General features: G+C 66.5%; 21 protein-coding genes, 1 tRNA gene and 1 other RNA gene. 11 read left to right on the top strand and 12 right to left on the bottom strand.

The window, feature by feature from the left end; all coding sequences use genetic code 11:
* The 3 genes from P1L40_RS15670 (at position 1) to P1L40_RS15660 (ending at position 1,610) form a co-directional block, all read left to right on the top strand.
* Positions 1-651 (top strand): hypothetical protein, encoded by a 651-nt coding sequence (locus tag P1L40_RS15670; protein WP_284008372.1) that lies wholly within the window; start codon positions 1-3, stop codon positions 649-651.
* Between the two features lie 359 nt (positions 652-1,010).
* Positions 1,011-1,283 carry a DUF433 domain-containing protein gene (locus P1L40_RS15665; protein WP_284008370.1) on the top strand — a complete coding sequence of 91 codons (273 nt, stop codon included), beginning with the start codon at positions 1,011-1,013 and terminating at the stop codon, positions 1,281-1,283.
* Positions 1,284-1,610: a DUF5615 family PIN-like protein gene (locus P1L40_RS15660; RefSeq protein WP_284008369.1), complete on the top strand. Its 327-nt coding sequence runs from the start codon at positions 1,284-1,286 to the stop codon at positions 1,608-1,610.
* A 340-nt stretch (positions 1,611-1,950) separates the two neighbouring features.
* Here P1L40_RS15660 and P1L40_RS15655 read toward each other — a convergent pair.
* Positions 1,951-2,025 (bottom strand) — tRNA-Arg (locus P1L40_RS15655).
* A gap of 187 nt (positions 2,026-2,212) precedes the next feature.
* Here P1L40_RS15655 and P1L40_RS15650 point away from each other — a divergent pair.
* Positions 2,213-2,827 carry a DUF7504 family protein gene (locus P1L40_RS15650; protein WP_284008368.1) on the top strand — a complete coding sequence of 205 codons (615 nt, stop codon included), beginning with the start codon at positions 2,213-2,215 and terminating at the stop codon, positions 2,825-2,827.
* On the opposite strand, the gene P1L40_RS15645 is transcribed toward P1L40_RS15650, so the two are convergent.
* Positions 2,824-3,108: a DUF5798 family protein gene (locus P1L40_RS15645; RefSeq protein WP_284008366.1), complete on the bottom strand. Its 285-nt coding sequence runs from the start codon at positions 3,106-3,108 to the stop codon at positions 2,824-2,826. The two genes, P1L40_RS15650 and P1L40_RS15645, sit on opposite strands and share 4 nt — an antisense overlap.
* Positions 3,109-3,187: 79 nt before the next feature.
* Between P1L40_RS15645 and P1L40_RS15640 the strand changes: the two genes are divergently transcribed.
* The gene (locus P1L40_RS15640; protein WP_284008364.1) at positions 3,188-3,601 is read left to right on the top strand and encodes a DUF7548 family protein; all 414 of its coding nucleotides are present in this window, start codon (positions 3,188-3,190) and stop codon (positions 3,599-3,601) included.
* Positions 3,602-3,661: 60 nt separating this feature from the next.
* An RNA gene (gene ffs / locus P1L40_RS15635) (signal recognition particle sRNA) lies at positions 3,662-3,973 on the top strand.
* A gap of 145 nt (positions 3,974-4,118) precedes the next feature.
* Here ffs and P1L40_RS15630 read toward each other — a convergent pair.
* From P1L40_RS15630 to P1L40_RS15615, 4 genes are all read right to left on the bottom strand, one after another.
* Complete coding sequence (locus tag P1L40_RS15630) at positions 4,119-4,433, bottom strand: nucleoside triphosphate pyrophosphohydrolase (RefSeq protein WP_284008363.1); 315 nt, start codon at positions 4,431-4,433, stop codon at positions 4,119-4,121.
* A gap of 180 nt (positions 4,434-4,613) precedes the next feature.
* Positions 4,614-5,522, bottom strand: coding sequence for a mechanosensitive ion channel family protein (locus P1L40_RS15625; protein ID WP_284008362.1), 909 nt, complete (start codon positions 5,520-5,522; stop codon positions 4,614-4,616).
* The gene (locus tag P1L40_RS15620) at positions 5,519-5,767 is read right to left on the bottom strand and encodes a YhbY family RNA-binding protein (protein ID WP_284008361.1); all 249 of its coding nucleotides are present in this window, start codon (positions 5,765-5,767) and stop codon (positions 5,519-5,521) included. Before P1L40_RS15620 ends, P1L40_RS15625 begins: the two co-directional genes overlap by 4 nt.
* 52 nt (positions 5,768-5,819) lie before the next feature.
* Entirely contained in the window at positions 5,820-6,107 is a 288-nt protein-coding gene (locus P1L40_RS15615; RefSeq protein ID WP_284008360.1) for a ribonuclease P protein component 4, read from the bottom strand.
* Positions 6,108-6,187: 80 nt separating this feature from the next.
* Between P1L40_RS15615 and P1L40_RS15610 the strand changes: the two genes are divergently transcribed.
* Positions 6,188-7,243, top strand: coding sequence for a glycosyltransferase family 4 protein (locus P1L40_RS15610; RefSeq protein WP_284008358.1), 1,056 nt, complete (start codon positions 6,188-6,190; stop codon positions 7,241-7,243).
* A 68-nt stretch (positions 7,244-7,311) separates the two neighbouring features.
* Positions 7,312-8,265 carry a hypothetical protein gene (locus P1L40_RS15605; RefSeq protein ID WP_284008356.1) on the top strand — a complete coding sequence of 318 codons (954 nt, stop codon included), beginning with the start codon at positions 7,312-7,314 and terminating at the stop codon, positions 8,263-8,265.
* Position 8,266: 1 nt separating this feature from the next.
* Here the strand turns inward: P1L40_RS15605 and P1L40_RS15600 are convergent, their stop codons facing one another.
* A complete protein-coding gene (locus P1L40_RS15600) occupies positions 8,267-9,589 on the bottom strand; it encodes an MFS transporter (protein ID WP_284008355.1) in 1,323 nt (440 codons plus the stop codon).
* Between the two features lie 91 nt (positions 9,590-9,680).
* Here P1L40_RS15600 and P1L40_RS15595 point away from each other — a divergent pair, with 91 nt between their 5' ends.
* The gene (locus tag P1L40_RS15595) at positions 9,681-10,808 is read left to right on the top strand and encodes a glycosyltransferase family 4 protein (RefSeq protein WP_284008354.1); all 1,128 of its coding nucleotides are present in this window, start codon (positions 9,681-9,683) and stop codon (positions 10,806-10,808) included.
* On the opposite strand, the gene P1L40_RS15590 is transcribed toward P1L40_RS15595, so the two are convergent.
* From P1L40_RS15590 to gatC, 5 genes are read right to left on the bottom strand one after another with little or no spacing between them, the layout of a single operon-like run.
* Positions 10,795-12,315, bottom strand: a complete 1,521-nt coding sequence (locus P1L40_RS15590) for an FAD-binding domain-containing protein (protein WP_284008353.1) — start codon at positions 12,313-12,315, stop codon at positions 10,795-10,797. The two genes, P1L40_RS15595 and P1L40_RS15590, sit on opposite strands and share 14 nt — an antisense overlap.
* Before the next feature lie 60 nt (positions 12,316-12,375).
* Positions 12,376-12,558, bottom strand: a complete 183-nt coding sequence (locus P1L40_RS15585) for a hypothetical protein (RefSeq protein ID WP_284008352.1) — start codon at positions 12,556-12,558, stop codon at positions 12,376-12,378.
* A gap of 42 nt (positions 12,559-12,600) precedes the next feature.
* Complete coding sequence (locus P1L40_RS15580; RefSeq protein WP_284008350.1) at positions 12,601-13,758, bottom strand: M48 family metallopeptidase; 1,158 nt, start codon at positions 13,756-13,758, stop codon at positions 12,601-12,603.
* Positions 13,759-13,805: 47 nt separating this feature from the next.
* The gene (gatA, locus tag P1L40_RS15575; protein ID WP_284008349.1) at positions 13,806-15,083 is read right to left on the bottom strand and encodes an Asp-tRNA(Asn)/Glu-tRNA(Gln) amidotransferase subunit GatA; all 1,278 of its coding nucleotides are present in this window, start codon (positions 15,081-15,083) and stop codon (positions 13,806-13,808) included.
* Between the two features lies 1 nt (position 15,084).
* Entirely contained in the window at positions 15,085-15,363 is a 279-nt protein-coding gene (gatC, locus tag P1L40_RS15570; RefSeq protein WP_284008348.1) for an Asp-tRNA(Asn)/Glu-tRNA(Gln) amidotransferase subunit GatC, read from the bottom strand.
* Between the two features lie 218 nt (positions 15,364-15,581).
* Between gatC and P1L40_RS15565 the strand changes: the two genes are divergently transcribed.
* A complete protein-coding gene (locus tag P1L40_RS15565) occupies positions 15,582-16,553 on the top strand; it encodes a transcription initiation factor IIB (RefSeq protein ID WP_284008347.1) in 972 nt (323 codons plus the stop codon).
* Positions 16,554-16,597: 44 nt separating this feature from the next.
* On the top strand, positions 16,598-17,074 hold the full coding sequence (locus tag P1L40_RS15560) for an NUDIX hydrolase (protein ID WP_284008345.1): 477 nt from the start codon (positions 16,598-16,600) through the stop codon (positions 17,072-17,074).
* Positions 17,075-17,086 lie beyond the last annotated feature (12 nt).

Here is a 17,086-nt window from a genome sequence, read left to right as displayed (position 1 = left end):
ATGACGGCTGTGACCGACCAGGCCGCGTTCCGCACGGCATTCGCTGGGGTACCCGGTTTCGTGTACCGGAACTGGCTCACGTTGACGCTCCTTAGTGTACTCTGGTTCGTCGCATCCGTCCCACTCGTAACGATCGGCCCGGCTACCCTCGGAATGTACGCCGCGATTCAGGACCTCCGAAGCGACCAGAACCGAATCGACCGAGCTCGTGTCTTTACAGTACTCAGGGAACGCGGAATTGCGAGTTTGCTGTTCAGCGGTCTCCCGGTCGTGTTCGCGGTCGTCGCCGGAACGTATGGTCTGACAGCTATCCAGCAGCAATCACTGCTCGGGGAGGCGATTGCATTGCTTGCGGCCTACATCGCCCTGTATCTTGCGCTCGCGCTGATTCCGACGTACGTCGCACTCGCACGCGGCGCCGACCCTGTCGACGCGTTCCGGTACGGGATCGGATGGCTTGTTTCCCATCCGACACCCGCACTCTCGATGGGGCTACTGAGTGTTCTCTTGCTCCTACTTACTGCGCTCTTGACGGTCGGATTCGTCCTCCTGTTCGCCGGCTTCGCGTTCTCTCTACAGGTCGCTGTCGTCGAAACAGTGGACTCGAAGACTGCCGACTCGCCAGTTCAGGAACGCTTCGCCGCCCTGTAGTCGTCGTCCAGAACGGCCAAGACATCTATGTGTGTCGCCCAAGTGTTATTTTCGGTTCCACAGTCACCTCTCACTCTATCACTCTGAGGAGACTATCGAATTCGAACGAAAGCAATGGCATCGCGTTCATCATCAGAATCAACCCGTTGCTGTCTGGCGGTTTGAACCGCGAAAATTGCTACGGGCGCTGAGGGCGCTCGTTCGGCTGGTGAACGGATCCTCCTTTGAGGCGTGAGGCGGCCGAATTCGGAGGTTTGAAAATAGTAGAATATCTGTTATTTTAGCCAATCATTGCCGGGACTCAGCGGACTGGAGGGCTACCCCAACCTCTTAGTACGCTACGCGGCGTAATCTTATCTGTGAGTTCGACGGTCCAAATCGTTAAGACGCCCGACGTGCTCCACGGAAAACCTCGGCTGGAGGGAACCCGGATCGGCGTCCTGCAGGTCGGTGAGTTGGTGCGAGAAGTCGGCTGGTCTATCGACGAGACTGCCGACCAGATGGACCTCGATATCGCACAGGTCGAAGCCGCTACGGAGTACTACGACGACCATCCCGAACTGATGGAGACACTCCGTGCACAGAAAGAGGCGCGGAAACAGTCCATCGCTGACCAGAGTCGCGCCGAATAGATGCGGATACTAGTCGATCAAAATTCGGCCCAGAAGTACGTCGACGCGTTCGAGCAGGCAGACAATATAACGGTCGCTACCGTTGATGATGGACTCGAACACGATACCCCGGATGCAGATATCGACGCATATGCCGAAACACACGATTGGGTCGTCTTCACCAATGACGACGATTTCTTCGTCGCCGGCGGTGATCACGGACTGCTACTGTACGACCAGATAGATGACCCGGCACCGGGTGACGTAGTCGCCGCTGTGCGGAGAATTGAGCAGGCGTATACGGACTCGTCTGAGATTACCGAGAGTGTCCCCGGTGGGTGGGTTTAGGCCGCTGTACAAAGTTGCTCTCGTCATTTGATGACCTGTGGGTCAATTGATGATTGGCTATGTCAGAATATTTTGTATAAGTGCGCTCGTGTAGATGGACGCGAATCGCCGGACTGGTCCGCCCCGGCTCGGAATCGTTCGGTTCTCGAACGAAAGGAATTGACGTCGTAACCAGATTTGGTGATCAAAAGCGCTCTAAGCGGAAAAATTGGCCGTATTAACTGATACGGGCGCTGAGGGATTTGAACCCGATGCAAACGCTCACTGCCGTTCGCGTTTGCGTGATTCAAATCCCACAATTACCGTGGCAGCCGCTCGCGAATTTGCTCGCGGCAGAACACGGGCGCTGAGGGATTTGAACCCCCGACGGTTTGGTCCGAAGCCAAGCACTCTGTCCAGGCTGAGCTAAGCGCCCTGTACCAGTATGTATTCTCGGACCCACTGTTAAACCAACCGGTTCGGTACAGTCGGCCAGCGACGAACTGACCGACACACAAACGATAAATGTCGCCTTCGAGAACAGATGGGCACACAGTCGGTAGCGTCCGGAACGCCGGTATCGTTGCCGACCCACGCGTCATATGTACGATCTCGGAGATCAGTTGTCAGAAGTCACAGTGCCGCCCGGGACGAATCTACTCGTCGCTGGTCCACCGTTGACGGGCAAGCGCCGGCTCGCGCTTGAGACGCTCGCCAGCGGTGCCAGAGACGGTGACGGTAGTATTCTGGTCACAGCTCGGGACAGCGCCGATCGGATGCTCACCGAGTACGGGCAGCTCGTCGATCCCGAGACGGCACCGATGAGCGTTATCGATGCGGTGACGAGGCATCTGGGCAGCCCCGTCGAGGAAAGCGAGCGCATCAGCTACGTCACGTCGCCGACCGAGATGACCGAGATCGGGGTCGAGTTCTCCGAGATGCTCAAGTCCTACGACCGGCAGGCGGGGATCGACCGGACCCGCGTGGTCGTGGACTCGCTGACGACGCTGTTGCTCTACTCGAACCTCCAGACTGTGTTCCGATTCATGCACGTGTTCACCTCGCGCGTCGAGAACGCGAACGCGATCGGGCTCTACACGATCGAAGCGACCGCTCACGGGTGCGAGACGATGAGCACGCTCAGACAGTTGTTCGACGGCACCGTTCGGGTCGACAGCGACGGGACGATGACGGTCGAGATCGACACCGCGCCGACTCGGGCCGAACCGTCGGACTAGGCGGTGTCGTCGGCGTCCGTGTCGGTCGCCGCCTCGGCGTCGTCGATGAGCGCGTCCGTCTGGACGGTCGCAACGTCGATGCCTTGCTCTTCGGCGACCGCCTCCAAGAGCGCCCGTTGTTCGGCCAACTCACGATCCAGTTCGTCGACCCGATCGTTGGTCTCCTCGACGGTCCCGCGCAGCTCCTGAAGCTGTGACTTCAGCTCGTTGACCTTCGAGTAGAGTTCTTCGGCGATATCCGCGACCTTCTGGATCTTCTTGGCGGTCGAACCCAGTCCCATACACCGCCATACTGGGAGCGGTCATTTGCCGGTTTCGTTCGAGCGTCGGTGTTAAGACGCCGCCAGCCCCAGCGCCGGTATGAACGACCTCCGTGTCGCGCCCGCCGTGGGCATCGTCGGGTGTCTGCTGTACCTCGTCGCGCTCGCTATCCCCTACGCGCTCGTCGAGACGACGAGTGCCGTCGGCGCGTACTACGGATCGGGCGCCCTGACACCGCTGGTGCCGGCCACCTTCGCGATCGTCGGCGTGATCGTCTTCGCCGCCGGCCGGGAGGGGCGTTCCGACCCCAGCGTCGCCGCCGGCGCGGGCATCGTCCTCGGACTTTTCATGGTCGGCCTCTCGCTGGTCTGGGCGGTGACCGTCCCCGAGAGCCTGGTGCTGGGGCTGACCGAGTCCACCCTCATGGAGTACCACCGGTGGGCCGTCGTCGCCGCCGCGCTCCCGGTCCCGGTCGGTGCCGCGTGGTTCGCGAACGCGCTCGGGCTGGTGTAACTGGTCGCCCTCTCGCGGTCTGGCATCCGAAAGGCCCTTATGCGACGCCGGCGGATTCCGTGATGGACTAGGTCGGGGGGTTTGGCCCCCCTCACAACCCGCACTATGGTCATCAGCGGGGACCGAAGCCCGGGGGCGTCCGGTCTGACGGACGTGGACCCCGTGAGCCAACGTGGAAGCCTCGTCCCGCGGGGACGGCGGTCCACGCGGTCGCATCTGCAGGGATGCGCTCGCGTGGTTGATCGATGGCACTCCGCCAGGCACGGAAGTGAGCAGCGGACCATCGGACACCCGTCGCTCGTGGGGTCGCGGGGTGGAGGAGGCAAACGGGATTACCCACGGCCGAACGCCGGGCAATTCCGGGGTCCATTCCATTCATACAGTACCATTTTTTACTTCGTCGGGTGCGCTCGCTCCGCTCGCCGGATGCTCGTGACGGCCCTGCCCGTCCCCGGGTCGCTCGGCTGCGACTGTCGTCGCAGCACTCGCTCCCGGCCACCGCATCGTAACTGTTCGGTTACCGTTCGACCCGCTCCAGCACGATGCCGTTCTCGAAGCGTCCGCGCTGCTCGGCCTTCTGTTCCCGTTTTTCGGTCAGTTCGTCCTCCGAGACCCCGTGGTAGCGTCGGAGAGCGTCGACGACTTCGAGAACGTCGGCCAGTTCCGCGACGCTGCCGTCCTCGCGATACTCGGTCGCTTCTTCGAGCAACTTCTCGGCGAGTCGGTCGCCGTGCTCATGGCCCTCGACGACGTGGGTCACCGGCGTCTCACCGTCGGCCTCGATGATCTCGGGGATGTCGTCACGGACGAGTTTGTCGTACTCGCGAGCCATATCCGAGGGACAGGTTCACGGACAAAGTGGCTGGTGGTCGAAACTGCCGAGTAGTGGCTGACAGGGAAACGACCACGCTGGCCGGTCGCGGCCTCCGTGCCGTGAAGACGGGGAAAGGCAGGGCTGTCACGAGCATCCGGCGAGCGCGCTCGCCGAACCCCCCGACGGAAAAAGTGGTCGTTAGTCGTCGTCCGCGGCTTCCGCGACCGCCTGGTAGCCGGCGATGTCGAGGCTGCCGCCGAGCGTGCGGTTCGGGTAGGGGATATCGATGCCCTCCTGGTCGAAGCGCTCTTTGACCGCCTGGACGTACTGACTGCGGGTCTTGACGAAGTCGCCGCGACTCGGGTCGGCGATCCAGATGCGGGACTTCAGACCGACCGAGGAGTCACCGAGTTCCGTCAGTCGCACCGAGGGGGCCGGTTCGTCGAGGATGTCCGGGTGGTCCTTTGCCTCCTCGACGATGATCTCGGTCGCCTTGTCGATATCGTCGTCGTAGCCGATCCCGAAGAGGAACTGCAGGCGCAGTTGCTCCTTGGCGACAGGGTTCTTGATGACGCCGTCGGTCAGGTTGGAGTTTGGCACCGTCAACAGTTCGTTGTCGAAGGTCCGGACCCGCGAGACGCGCAGGCTGATGTCCTCGACGACACCGGAGTTGCCGTCCCACTCGATCCAGTCGCCGATCCGGAACGGCTTGTCCGTGTAGATGAACACGCCGGCGACGAAGTTCTTGAGCACGTCCTGCATGGCAAAGCCGATGGCGAGCGTCGCGGCGGCCGCGACTGTCGCGAGCGACTGCAGGAAGTTGCCGTACCCGGCAAAGCCGAAGGCCACGGCGATCGCGACGAAGACGATCAGGATGCTCGTGACCTTCTTCAGCGGTTTTCTCGCGTGTTCGTCGAGGTCACGGGACTTGAGCGTCCGGTCGACGACCGGGAGAACCAGGGCCCGGCCCAGGACGTAGATGACAGCGAACGCGACTACGAAAGTGATCGCGGCGCCGACCGCGTCGGCGTAGGGGACACCGGCCGAGTCCAGCAGGCCCGAGATCGCACCGTTGCCGGTGGCACCCGTCGGCGTGGCCTGTATCATCGTTCGAACACCGCCGTGTGCCCGCGGGTCCGCACGACATCGGCGCCGACCAGATCGGCGAGATCGGCCGCCAGCGCCTCCGTGGTCGTCCCTCCGCGGGCGGCACGGAGGAACTTCACCTTCACGAACGAGCGATCGGATAGCTGCTCGTCGAGTTCGTCGGCGACCGACTCGATCCCGTGTTTCCCCACACGAAGTGTCGCGTCAAGCTCATGTATCTCCTGTTGTCGACTCGCGTCTGACATGTGACACAGGTAGCGGGGACAAACGTATAAAACCAGTCGTCGTAAAGAAACCTCAATCGTACGGATAGCGCGACTGTGCGCCACACTCACAGGTGACGACCACGTGGCCGGACTGTGTTCGGGACCGCGCGTTCACGCCGTGGACCAGGAAGACATCACAATTGCCACACGTCGATCGCTCGAACTGTCTGGGGAGCCGGAGCCGATGGCGTTCGGCGACCCGCCGTGCACGCCTGACGTACGCTCTCGCCCGATCCGGGTGGCCATCGCGGACGGCGTCGCGGGCCAGGCCGGCGAGCCGATCGATCCGCTCGCGGGCGATGGCCGTCTCGTCTGTCATCGTCAGTGGTTGACCGGCGCCGGGAAAATGCCTTCCGGAGAGTCGGTAGGAATTTGGTGACGGCCGGAAAGGTCCGAAGCGTGCGTGTCCTGAACTACCTCGAACTCGAAGGCCGACTCGACCGGTCGGGGATCGGTACCGCCGTCGACCAACAGCGGGCGGCGCTGGCACAGGCCGACGCCGACATCGACGTGGTGACCGAGCCGTGGCACGACGGCCACCCCGGCTGGGCCATCGGCGGAAAGCTGGCGTTCGACGACCCGGTCTTCCGTGAGTACGAGCTGGCCCACTGCAACATGATCGGCCCCGGATCGGTGGCGGTCGCCCGACACGCCAGTCGCAACGACGTGCCGCTGCTCCTGCACGCCCACGTGACTCGCGAGGACTTTCGGGACAGTTTCAGGGGCGCGAACCTCGTCGCACCGGCGCTGGGGGAGTACCTCAAGTGGTTCTACTCGAAGGCCGATCTGGTGCTCTGTCCCTCCGAGTACACGCGGGGCGTGCTGGAGTCGTACCCCGTCGACGCGCCGATCCGCCCGATCACGAACGGCGTCGACATCGACGCGTTGGCGGGCTTCGAGGAGACGCGAGCGCCGTACCGCGAACGCTACGACCTCGACGGGATGGTCGTCTTCGCCGTCGGCAACGTCTTCGAACGCAAGGGGCTGACGACGTTCTGTGAACTCGCCCAGCGAACCGACTACGACTTCGCGTGGTTCGGCCCCTACGACGCCGGCCCACAGGCCTCGAAGACGGTCAAACGGTGGGTCAACGATCCGCCCGAGAACGTCACGTTCACGGGGTGGATCGACGACATCCGCGGGGCGTTCGGTGCCGGCGACGTGTACCTGTTCCCGACGAAAGCCGAGAACCAGGGCATCGCCGTTCTGGAAGCGATGGCCTGCGGGAAGGCGGTCGTCCTCTCGGACATCCCCGTCTTCCGGGAGTACTACGAGGACGGCCACGACTGTCTCATCTGCGAGGACGAGTCCCAGTTCCGGGCGGCGCTGGACCGGCTGGCAGAGAACCCCGACCTGCGCGAGCGGTTGGGCGAGAACGCGAAGGAGACGGCCCGCGAACACGGGTTAGACCGGGTCGCCGACCGATTGGTCGAGACCTACGAGGAACTGGTGTGACCGGCCACGCTCAAACCCCGGTTTGACTCACCCGCCGATTCTTACTTTCGGGGCCGGACCCTGTCAGTATGGACCGCCGTTCGTTTCTCCGGGGAGTGCTCACCGCTTCCGCGACAGTAGCAGTCGCTGGCTGTACGGGACCCGTCACGCCGTTCGGCCGCGGCGACCTCGCCGCAGAAGTGCCGACCGCCCACCTCGACATGCGCCCGCTCCCGGACGGCGACCTCCCCGATAGAGTGCTCTACTCTGTCCCGGCGGAGGAGACCGACCGGAAAGCGAAGCTCGTGGAACGGATCCTCGACGACGGTGCGACCGTCGAGCGGACCCGCCCACCGCTGCCGACCGACCGTCGGATCAGTTACGGCGACGGGGTCTACGAACTGGACCATACCGTCGTCGAGGAGACGCCGGCGACGACCTACTCCGTGAAGGTGGACATCCTCCAGTCGTCCCCGTCCGCGTCGGAAACCGTCGCCTTCGCGGACCTGCCAGCGGTCGACCGCAAGCAGTTCGCCGACCACGGCCTCGAAGACGGCGACCCCGTGGGCATCGGAACGACGTTCCTGTACACCGACACAGAGCGCGAACGGTCGGTACTCGTCCCCGGCTCGCAGTACAGCGCCATCACGTGGGCGAACGGCGCCGAGGCCGAGTGGGTCGTCGACGGGTCCTACGAGTCGGTCCTGAAGACCTTCGCGTACAGCGGTGAGCGGGTCATGTCCGCGTCGGCCTACGGCCGCCGGCTCCGCGAGCGGTTCGCCTTCGCGTTCGAGGGGCTCTCGGCTGCCGAGCGGGAGATCGTCGAGACCGCGATCGGTGAGGACCGTTTCGTCGTCCCGCCGGACGAGGAGCCACCGGACGCCGTCCGGTCACTTGCCGAACGGTTCCGGCGGCAGGACCCGGTTCAGCCGCTGGCGGCGGCCGCGGAAGACGAGGGAAACGGCCCCTACCTCGTCCGGCATCGGGACGACATCTACTGGACCACGTTCTCGCTCCGCGAACCGACGACGCCGACTGCGTGAGTCAGCCCGCAAGCGGCGACTGCTCGGGACTGTCCTGGGGGGCGCGCCGCCAGACGACGGTGACCAGCACCGCCCCGAGGAAGACGAAGGCGCCGGCGACGCCGAACGCGAGCAGGAACCCCTGTCCGCCGAGCCACCCACCGAGGACGGAGCCAGCACCGTTAGCCAGCCCGGAGACGGCGGTGTAGAGCCCGAGCGCGACACCCCGGATCGACGGCGGCGCCAGGCGCGTGACGATGCTGGCCGCGGTGACCGCGATGACGGCCCAGGCGACGCCGATGAACACGAACACGACGCCGTTGGTCACGAGCGACAGCGTCGCCGCCGACACCGAGAAGCCGACGACTGCGACGGCCGGATGCAACACCGCCCGGGAGAGGAGGCCAGCCGCCTGGAGCACGCTGGCGTCGTACCGTTCGGCGAGTCGGCCGGCACCGCCGTAACACACCGCCGATCCGACACTGGAGACCAGATACAGCGCGAAGACCGTCCCCGAGTCGTACGAGAGGGTCCGCGAGAGATACAGCGGGAGCGGCCCCCAGAAGATCCCGAACCCGACGAAAATTGCGACGACCGCGACGAAGTACAGCGACAGCGCGGGCGTCAGCCGCGAACGGAGGTCACGGGGGCGTGTCCGACGGGTGAGCCAGTAGAGCCGCCCCGGCCCGACCGGGAACGTCGCGGACCTGACCGGAAGCCGGCGGGCGCGTGCGACGGCACGGGCGACCCTGCTCGGCCGCGGTCGCTCGGCGTCTCCGGGGTCGGCCGGGAGCCAGCCACCGGCCAGCAGGGCGGCGAGGCCGGCCGTCCCCGCACAGACCCACAGGAGCGTCCGCTGGGCGGTCTGTGCCCCGAGCGGTCCCGACAGCGCCGTCGTCCAGACCAGCCCGAGGACGAGTCCGCCGGCCCAACCCCAGCCCTGGTAGCGGTTCAGCGCGGCGAACCGACCGGGCCACTCGCGTTCGAGGTGGCCGACCGTGACAAGCAGTGTCAACACGGGGGCGACGGCCCCCGCTGCGAACCACAGCAGTCCGTTACCCGCGACGACGAGCCACTCGGACTCGGTCAGCGAGACGCCGGCGATGCCGACGACGGCCATCCCGAGCGCGGCCAACACGAGCGCGCGGCGTTTCCCGGTCCGGTCGGCGACGCGACCGAAGACGAGTGCGCCGGGCGCGCCCGCGGCGGCCGCGACACCGGCCAGGACGCCGAGCATCAGCGTCCCGCCGCCGATACTCACGAAGTACAGCGGGACGAGCAACGAGGCCGCGCCCAGCGCCACCGAGGCCAGCGCCCACGCGTACAGCCAGCGATCCGAAGCCATTGCTGTCCTATCCGCCACCGGCCCCAAAACGGTTTGGCTCGACGGTCGCGGATGGCAACGATTTAACCGCTGGTCGTGTTACGCCGCTGCGATGGCACTGCCACACGTCGCGACGTTCACGGACACCTACCTCCCGACGGTCAACGGAGTCACCTACACCGTCAAGACCTGGCGGGACTACTGGCAGGCCCGTGACGGTCGCATGGACGTGGTCTACCCGCGCAGTGCACACGACCCCGCGGCGAGCGAACACCCCGTTCGGAGCCTCCCGTTCCCGTTCTACGAGGGGTATCGCCTGGGGATGCCACAGATCCCCGGCGCAGTCCGGAGCGCCGATCTCGTCCACGCCCACACCCCGTTTAGCCTGGGGATGGCCGGCCAGCGCCTCGCCCGGAAACTCGACGTGCCCCTCGTGGCTTCCTATCACACGCCGACCGCCGAGTACGCCGAGTACGTCTCGTTCAACCGGGCCGTCGAGTCCGCGGTCCGCTCGTCGGCCGAGAGCTACGAGCGGTGGTATCTGGACCGCGCCGACGTGGTGGTCGCGCCCAGCGACCGGACCGCCGACTACATCCGCGACCTGGGCGTCGATGTCGAGGTCGCTGTTATCTCCAACGGCGTCGACACCGACTTCTTCGCGCCGAAAGACCGCGCCGCGTTCCGCGAGCGCTACGACCTGCCCGACGGGCCGCTCGTTGGATATACGGGCCGGCACGGCTACGAGAAGTGTCTCGACGACATCGTCGCCGCCTGCGAGGGGCTGGACGTGACCGTCGTCTTCGGCGGCGACGGCCCTGCCCGCGAGGACCTAGAGGCGACAGCCACCGACAGCGGCGCCGACGTGCGCTTTCTGGGCTTTCTGGACCGTGAGGAACTGCCGGCGCTGTACAGCGCGCTCGACGTGTTCGCGTTCCCCAGCCCGGTCGAGACACAGGGTCTGGTCGCCCTGGAGGCCAACTGCTGTGGGACGCCCGTCGCCGGCGTCGACGCGGGCGCACTCAGTGACACCATCGAGGACGGCGAGACGGGCTACACTTACGAGGAGGGCGACATCGCTGGCCTCCGGCAGGCCATCGAGCGGACCCTCCGGGAGTCCGAGCGGCTCCGCGAGACCTGTCTGGCCCGTCGGGAGCAGGTCGGCGTCGACCACGCGATCGACCGGCTCGCGTCGGTGTACGACCGAGTGCTCGCGCCGAAACGCAACGTCAGAAGTCACTGAGCGTGGCCTGACCCTGCGTGTCGTCGCCACCGCCGTCGTCGGTCCGGCCCCGCCCGCGGTTCGAGAACGAACAGCGCCGCTCGACCCGCGGGTCCGAGAGCGCCTCCCGTGCCCGATCTGCCAGGTCGGCGTAGATCTCACGGGCACGCTCGGCTTCGTGAGCGTAGTCGACGACGGGGTACGGGTAGTCCGCGCCGATGTCGACGCCACACTCGCGCTGGACGTGGACCGGTGTCTCCGCCGGCTCGGCGAGGTGCTGGTCGGGCAGCGGGGCCAGTTCCGGGACGTACTCCCGGACGAACGCGCCGTCGGGGTCGTACTCTCGTTGTTGCTTCGCGGGGTCGTACACCCGCACCGGGTGGACGCCGGTGAGGTTACACTGGGACTGCCACTGCGTGTAGTTGATCGCCGCGTCGGCGTCGAGCAGGTGGGCGTACATGAAGTCGGCGCCGCGTTTCCACCACTGCTTGAGCACGTAGACGTACACCGTCGCCACCATCGCCCGCATCCGGAAGTTGATGTAGCCCGTCTCGGTCAGCGCCCGCATCGCCGCGTCGACCATCGGGAACCCGGTCTGTCCGGTCTGCCAGGCCTGGTCGAGTTCGGGGTCGTGCTCGTCGCGGAACAGGCCCCAGAAGACCGGGTTCACCGCCCGCTCCGTCCAGCCCGGCCAGTCGGCGAGCTTCTGGTGGTAATGCCGGTTCCAGTAGAGCCGCGAGACGTACATCGACCGGCCGCGGCCGTCCGGACACTGTCGAACCCGCTGGTAGACCTGTCGCGGCGAGAGCGTCCCGAATGCCAGATCCGCCGACAGCCGCGAGGAGCGATGCTGTGCGGCCGCCGGCGGGGAGACCACGGACGGGTACTCCGCGAGCCGGTCACAGAACGCCTCCAGACGTGCGTTGGCCGCGACGGTCCCGCCGCGCGGTCGGTCCCGCTTTTCGGGGTTCCCGAAGCGATCGGCCATGTCGTCGAGCGACAGGTCGCTGTCGACGGGGTTGACCCCCAGCGTGTCGGGCCGGGGTGCGGGGTCGCCCTCGAAGTAACTCTCGCAGTGATCGTCCCAGCCGTCGCGCGTCTCCACCGCGACGGTCCCGTCGTCGTGACGGCGGTCGGCGTACCGCAGGCCGTCGGCGGCGACAGCGGTCGTCTCCGGCCAGGACCGCACCGCGTCGGCGACCCGCTTCCCGTGGCGTGCCGTCGGGTGGCGGTTGTAGTAGACCGCGTCGACGGTCCCCGAGTCCAGCAGGTCTCGGAGCCGCCGGCGCGGATCCCCGTCTAGCACCGCCAGATCGCTCCCTAAGTCCCGGTACTGCTCGCGGAGGTTCGCCAGGCAGTCCTGGAGGAACTGGAGCCGGGCGTCACAGGCCAGCCCGTCGGCGCCGTAGTAGCGCGGATCGACGACGAACGCCGGCGCGACGCGGTCCCCCTCCTCGCGTGCGTCCGCCAGCGCCGGGTTGTCGGCCGTCCGGAGGTCGCTGCGGTGCCAGACGAGGATGGTCGTCACGAGGTGTCGTTAGCGCGCCAGGGACAAAACCGGTCGGGCACTCGCTCGGGACCCAGCGTCTCAGTCCGCATCTCGCGTCCGCGAGAGCCCGACGCCGAAGGCGATGCCGTTGACCAGCCCGAGCAGGAGGCCGAAGTAGAGATCACCGATCGCGACGGCGACGACGAGTCCGGCGCCGACACCGAGTGCGAGCGCCTTCGTCATCGTCGGCCAGTGGACCCACGAGCCAGCGTCGTCTGTCATACCCCTCGTTGTCGTGCCAGCGGCTAAACGCTGCCGTCGAGATCAGAACGCCGACTCGTCGGGATCGTCGACGGCGCGCTGGCGGTCCCGCAGGGTGTCGATGCGGTCGTCGATGTCCGGATGCGAACCCGGCAGGAGCCAGACGCGGAGCCGCGCCCAGCCACCGCCGATCCGGCCGGCGACGCTGGTGGCGTCGGCCTCGTCGGCTTCGTCGACAGCCTCGATAGCGTCCGGGAGGACACACAGTTCTCGGACCCCAGTTCGGGCGGTCCGGAGGTCCTGCTCGGGCCGGTGGTCCGTCGTCAGCGTCTCCAGCGCGCTGGCCATCGCTCCCGGCGAACCACAGATCGCCACCGCGCCGGCGTCGGCCGCGTACTCCCTGATCCGAGAGAGCAGGCGGTAACAGGCCGTACTGGCCAGCGACAGGGCCGCGACGACCGGGAGCGAGGCCAGCGCGAACACGACCAGAACGAGTTCGAACTGGCCGGCGATGAGCGTCCTGGCGTCGGCGTCGTCGCCCGCGAACAGCCACCCCGTCAGGAACGACCGGCGGAGGACGCCGACGGCGACGGTCTGCCAGCGATCGGTCACGGTCGGGAGGAACGCGGCAGCGGTCATCACGACCGAGTCGCCGTGTTTGAGGTGCGCGAGTTCGTGCGCGAGGACGGCGTCGAGTTCGTCGTCGGCGAGCCGCTCGACCAGTGCCGTCGTCACGAACAGCGTCCGCTCGCCTGGGCGACTGGCGACGAAGCTGTTGGGCGTCGCCGACTCGACGATCGAGACCTCGGGGGTCGCCATGTCGGCGGTGTGTGCGAGGCGCTCGACCCGGTCCCGGACCGCCTGGACCGTCTCCTCGCGGTCGATCTTGCGGCGCATCGCGGCGATGCTGTCGGGACTGCTCGCTGCCGGATCGGTGGCGTCCGACAGCCCCGCCCGGAGTGTCATCCGGTAGCCGAACACCGACTGCGCGATCAGCACGACCGGGGTGCCGACCGCGACGACGGGAACGAGCACCCCGGTGTCGATCCCGGCCCCGAACAGCGCCCCGAAGTCGTTCCAGAGCAGTGGGGCGAGCCCGACGGCGAGATAGCCCAGCACGTAGGCGGCCGCGACCGCGACGGCGTCGAACGCGACGAGGACGACGCCGAGCACGAGGAGGCGCGCCCGAACACGCCAGGTCGACTGACTCGTGGCTGCCATCGCCACACGTTACGGTCGCCGAGAGAAGAATGTACCGTCGACAGCGATCACGCCAACGCGCTGCCGGCCCGGATGATCTCCCGTTCGCCGAACGCTGGCCCGACGATCTGGAGGCCGACCGGGAGGCCGTCGTCGGTCTCGCCGGCGGGCACCGAGATCGCCGGGAGGTTCGCGAGGTTCACCGGCGTCGTGTTCGCGTCGGCGAGGTACATCGTCAGCGGGTCGTCGAGGCTCTCGCCGCGTTTCATCGGCGGGACCGGCATGGTCGGCGAGGCCAACACGTCCGCGTCCTCGAGCGCCTCGTCGAAGTCCTGTTTGACCCAGGCGCGGGCGTCCTGGGCCTTCTTGTAGTACTTGTCGTGGTAGCCGGCCGAGAGGGCATACGTTCCCAGGAGGACCCGGCGTTTGACCTCCTCGCCGAAGCCCTCCTCGCGGGCGTCGGCGAAGCTCTCGTTCCAGTTGCCCTCGTAGCCGCCGCTCTGTCCGTACCGGACGCCGTCGAACCGGGCGAGGTTCGAGGACGCTTCGGACATCGCGATGACGTAGTAGGCCTCGACGGCGTGTTCGACGCTGGGCAGGTCGACCTCGTGGTAGCTGGCGCCCTGTGCCTCCAGGTCGGCCATCGCGTCCCAGAACGTCTCGACGACGGCCTCGTCGGCGCCGTCGAGCAGTTCCGTCGGGACGCCGATCGAGAGGCCGTCGACATCGCCGTCGGCGGCGTCGGCGTAGGAATCGTCGGCGTCGGGCGCTTCGCGGGTCGTCGCGTCGTTCTCGTCGGGACCGGCCAGTACCTCCAGCAGTTGTGCGGCCTCCTCGACAGAGGGGGCGATCGGACCGATCTGTTCGAGGCTGTTGGCGTAGGCGATGAGGCCGTAGCGGGAGACGAGCCCGTAGGTGGGCTTGATCCCGACGACGCCACAGAACGCGGCCGGACAGCGGATCGAACCGCCGGTGTCCGAGCCGAGGGCCATGTCGGCGTCGCCGGCGGCGACGACAGCGGCCGAGCCACCGGAGGAGCCGCCGGGAACGTGGCCCTCCGCGACGGGGTTCTCGACGGCGCCGTACGCGGAGGTCTCGGTGGTGGTTCCCATCCCGAACTCGTCCATGTTGGTCTTGCCGGGGATGGTCGCGCCGGCGGCTTTCAGCCGCTCGACGACCGTCGCGTCGTAGGGCGGGACGTACCCTTCGAGCATCGCGGACCCCGCAGTCGTCTGGACGCCCTCGGTGGAGATGTTGTCCTTGACGGCGACGGTCCGGCCCGCGAGCGGCCCGTCGTCGGCGCCGTCGATGGTCTCGGCCGTGATGTAGCCGTTGTAGTCGGTCATCTCAGGACACCTTCGGCCCCTTGAACTGCCCTTCCTCGGACTCGGGGGCGTTCTGCAGTGCCTCCTCCTGGCTCAGGCTCTCCCTGACCTCGTCGGGGCGCATCACGTTCGCGAGCTCCGATTCGCGGTCCGTCTCCGGGACCTCGTCGAGGGCCTCGAAGGCGTCGAGGATGTCGCCGAACTGCTCGGTGAACCGCGTGAGTTCCTCGTCGTCGAGGTCGACGCGGGCGAGGTCCGCGACGTGGCGGACTTCGTCGGGGTCGACGGCGGTGTCGCTCATGTGCGTCCGGAGTGTTGGCCCGTCGGTAAGCGTTTCGGAACGACCACCGTCCGATCTGCCGTCGGTTCGGCGGACGGAAAACACGTCGAACGAAAACTCTCTTTTTCGATTCGGAAAGGAATGCTTACAGAGTAGGCAGAGGATTTAAGTTTCTCGGTCCGTTACAAAGAATTGCACAATACGTTTTCCGGGTATCCAGACCCGTCTGTACGTAACCAATGACCGACACCACCATCCGCCGATACACGAGCGAGCGCGACACAGAGCACGAGCAGACAGACGAGGAGGAGGACGAACTCGTCTGTCCAGAATGTGGTGGCTCCCTGCTTTCGGACAGCGAACGCGGTGAGACCGTCTGCGAAGACTGCGGCCTGGTCGTCGAGGAAGACGAGATCGACCCCGGTCCCGAGTGGCGAGCGTTCGACTCCAAGGAGAAAGACGAGAAGTCCCGTGTCGGCGCCCCGACGACGAACATGATGCACGACAAGGGGCTCTCGACCAACATCGGCTGGCAGGACAAGGACGCCTACGGCAACTCCCTGTCCTCGCGCCAGCGAGAGAAGATGCAGCGCCTGCGCACCTGGAACGAGCGGTTCCGGACCCGCGACTCGAAAGAGCGCAACCTCAAGCAGGCCCTGGGCGAGATCGACCGCATGGCCTCCGCACTCGGCCTGCCCGAGAACGTCCGTGAGACCGCCAGTGTCATCTACCGACGGGCGCTGGACGAGGACCTCCTGCCCGGACGGTCCATCGAGGGCGTCTCGACGGCGTCGCTGTACGCCGCGGCCCGTCAGGCCGGGACCCCCCGTTCTCTGGACGAGATCGCCAACGTCTCCCGCGTCGACAAAGACGAGATCGCCCGTACCTACCGCTACGTGGTCCGGGAGCTCAACCTGGAGATCCAGCCCGCAGACCCCGAGAGCTACGTCCCCCGCTTTGCCTCCGACCTCGAACTCTCCGAGGAGGTCGAGCGCCGGGCCCGACAGCTCCTCCAGAACGCCAAACAGCAGGGCGTCCACTCCGGGAAATCGCCCGTCGGCCTGGCGGCAGCCGCCGTCTACGCGGCCTCGCTGCTGACCAACGAGAAGGTCACTCAGAGCGAGGTCAGCGAAGTGGCGAACATCTCGGAGGTCACCATCCGCAACCGCTACCACGAACTGCTCGAAGCCGAGGACGAAGTCCAGCCCTGACCGCGACCGTAACCTAAAGCACCGTCCGTCTCCTCGCCGGGGGTATGGAGACGACACGGCACTTCGTCGCGACCGTCTACGTCGTCAGCGACGGCGCCGTCGCGTTGCACGAACACGACAAACTGGAACTGTGGCTCCCGGCCGGCGGCCACGTCGACCGGGACGAACTCCCGCACGAGGCGGCGCTGCGGGAGACCCGCGAAGAACTCGGGCTCGATGTCGACCTCGTGGCCCCACAGGAAGCCATCGAGAGCGAGACGGTCCGGTCGATCCCCCAGCCTCAGCACTTCCTGCTCGAAGACATCAACGTCGACGCCGACGGCGCGGTCGGCCACCAGCACATCGATTTCATCTTCTACGGCGAATCGGTGACCCGCGACATCGATCCCGGCCCGGGCGAACAGCCGGCCGACGACTGGACGTGGTTCACTCCCGGGGATCTCCAGGCCAGTACCGACCGGCTACCGGCGGATGTCGTCGAGATCGGTCGACAAGCCATCGAGACGATAACCGAGTCATAACTATCGCGGGGA

Origin of the sequence: Haloarcula pelagica, assembly GCF_030127105.1 — an archaeon.
Lineage (GTDB): Archaea > Halobacteriota > Halobacteria > Halobacteriales > Haloarculaceae > Haloarcula > Haloarcula pelagica.
This window is presented reverse-complemented; position numbering and strand designations above follow the sequence as displayed.

Coding starts and splice junctions, on each gene's coding strand:
- P1L40_RS15670 (WP_284008372.1), top strand. CDS start 1: ATGACGGCTGTGACCGACCAGGCCGCGTTCCGCACGGCATTCGCTGGG.
- P1L40_RS15660 (WP_284008369.1), top strand. CDS start 1,284: ATGCGGATACTAGTCGATCAAAATTCGGCCCAGAAGTACGTCGACGCG.
- P1L40_RS15645 (WP_284008366.1), bottom strand. CDS start 3,108: ATGGGACTGGGTTCGACCGCCAAGAAGATCCAGAAGGTCGCGGATATC.
- P1L40_RS15640 (WP_284008364.1), top strand. CDS start 3,188: ATGAACGACCTCCGTGTCGCGCCCGCCGTGGGCATCGTCGGGTGTCTG.
- P1L40_RS15630 (WP_284008363.1), bottom strand. CDS start 4,433: ATGGCTCGCGAGTACGACAAACTCGTCCGTGACGACATCCCCGAGATC.
- P1L40_RS15625 (WP_284008362.1), bottom strand. CDS start 5,522: ATGATACAGGCCACGCCGACGGGTGCCACCGGCAACGGTGCGATCTCG.
- P1L40_RS15620 (WP_284008361.1), bottom strand. CDS start 5,767: ATGTCAGACGCGAGTCGACAACAGGAGATACATGAGCTTGACGCGACA.
- P1L40_RS15615 (WP_284008360.1), bottom strand. CDS start 6,107: ATGACAGACGAGACGGCCATCGCCCGCGAGCGGATCGATCGGCTCGCC.
- P1L40_RS15605 (WP_284008356.1), top strand. CDS start 7,312: ATGGACCGCCGTTCGTTTCTCCGGGGAGTGCTCACCGCTTCCGCGACA.
- P1L40_RS15600 (WP_284008355.1), bottom strand. CDS start 9,589: ATGGCTTCGGATCGCTGGCTGTACGCGTGGGCGCTGGCCTCGGTGGCG.
- P1L40_RS15595 (WP_284008354.1), top strand. CDS start 9,681: ATGGCACTGCCACACGTCGCGACGTTCACGGACACCTACCTCCCGACG.
- P1L40_RS15585 (WP_284008352.1), bottom strand. CDS start 12,558: ATGACAGACGACGCTGGCTCGTGGGTCCACTGGCCGACGATGACGAAG.
- P1L40_RS15580 (WP_284008350.1), bottom strand. CDS start 13,758: ATGGCAGCCACGAGTCAGTCGACCTGGCGTGTTCGGGCGCGCCTCCTC.
- gatA (WP_284008349.1), bottom strand. CDS start 15,083: ATGACCGACTACAACGGCTACATCACGGCCGAGACCATCGACGGCGCC.
- gatC (WP_284008348.1), bottom strand. CDS start 15,363: ATGAGCGACACCGCCGTCGACCCCGACGAAGTCCGCCACGTCGCGGAC.
- P1L40_RS15565 (WP_284008347.1), top strand. CDS start 15,582: ATGACCGACACCACCATCCGCCGATACACGAGCGAGCGCGACACAGAG.
- P1L40_RS15560 (WP_284008345.1), top strand. CDS start 16,598: ATGGAGACGACACGGCACTTCGTCGCGACCGTCTACGTCGTCAGCGAC.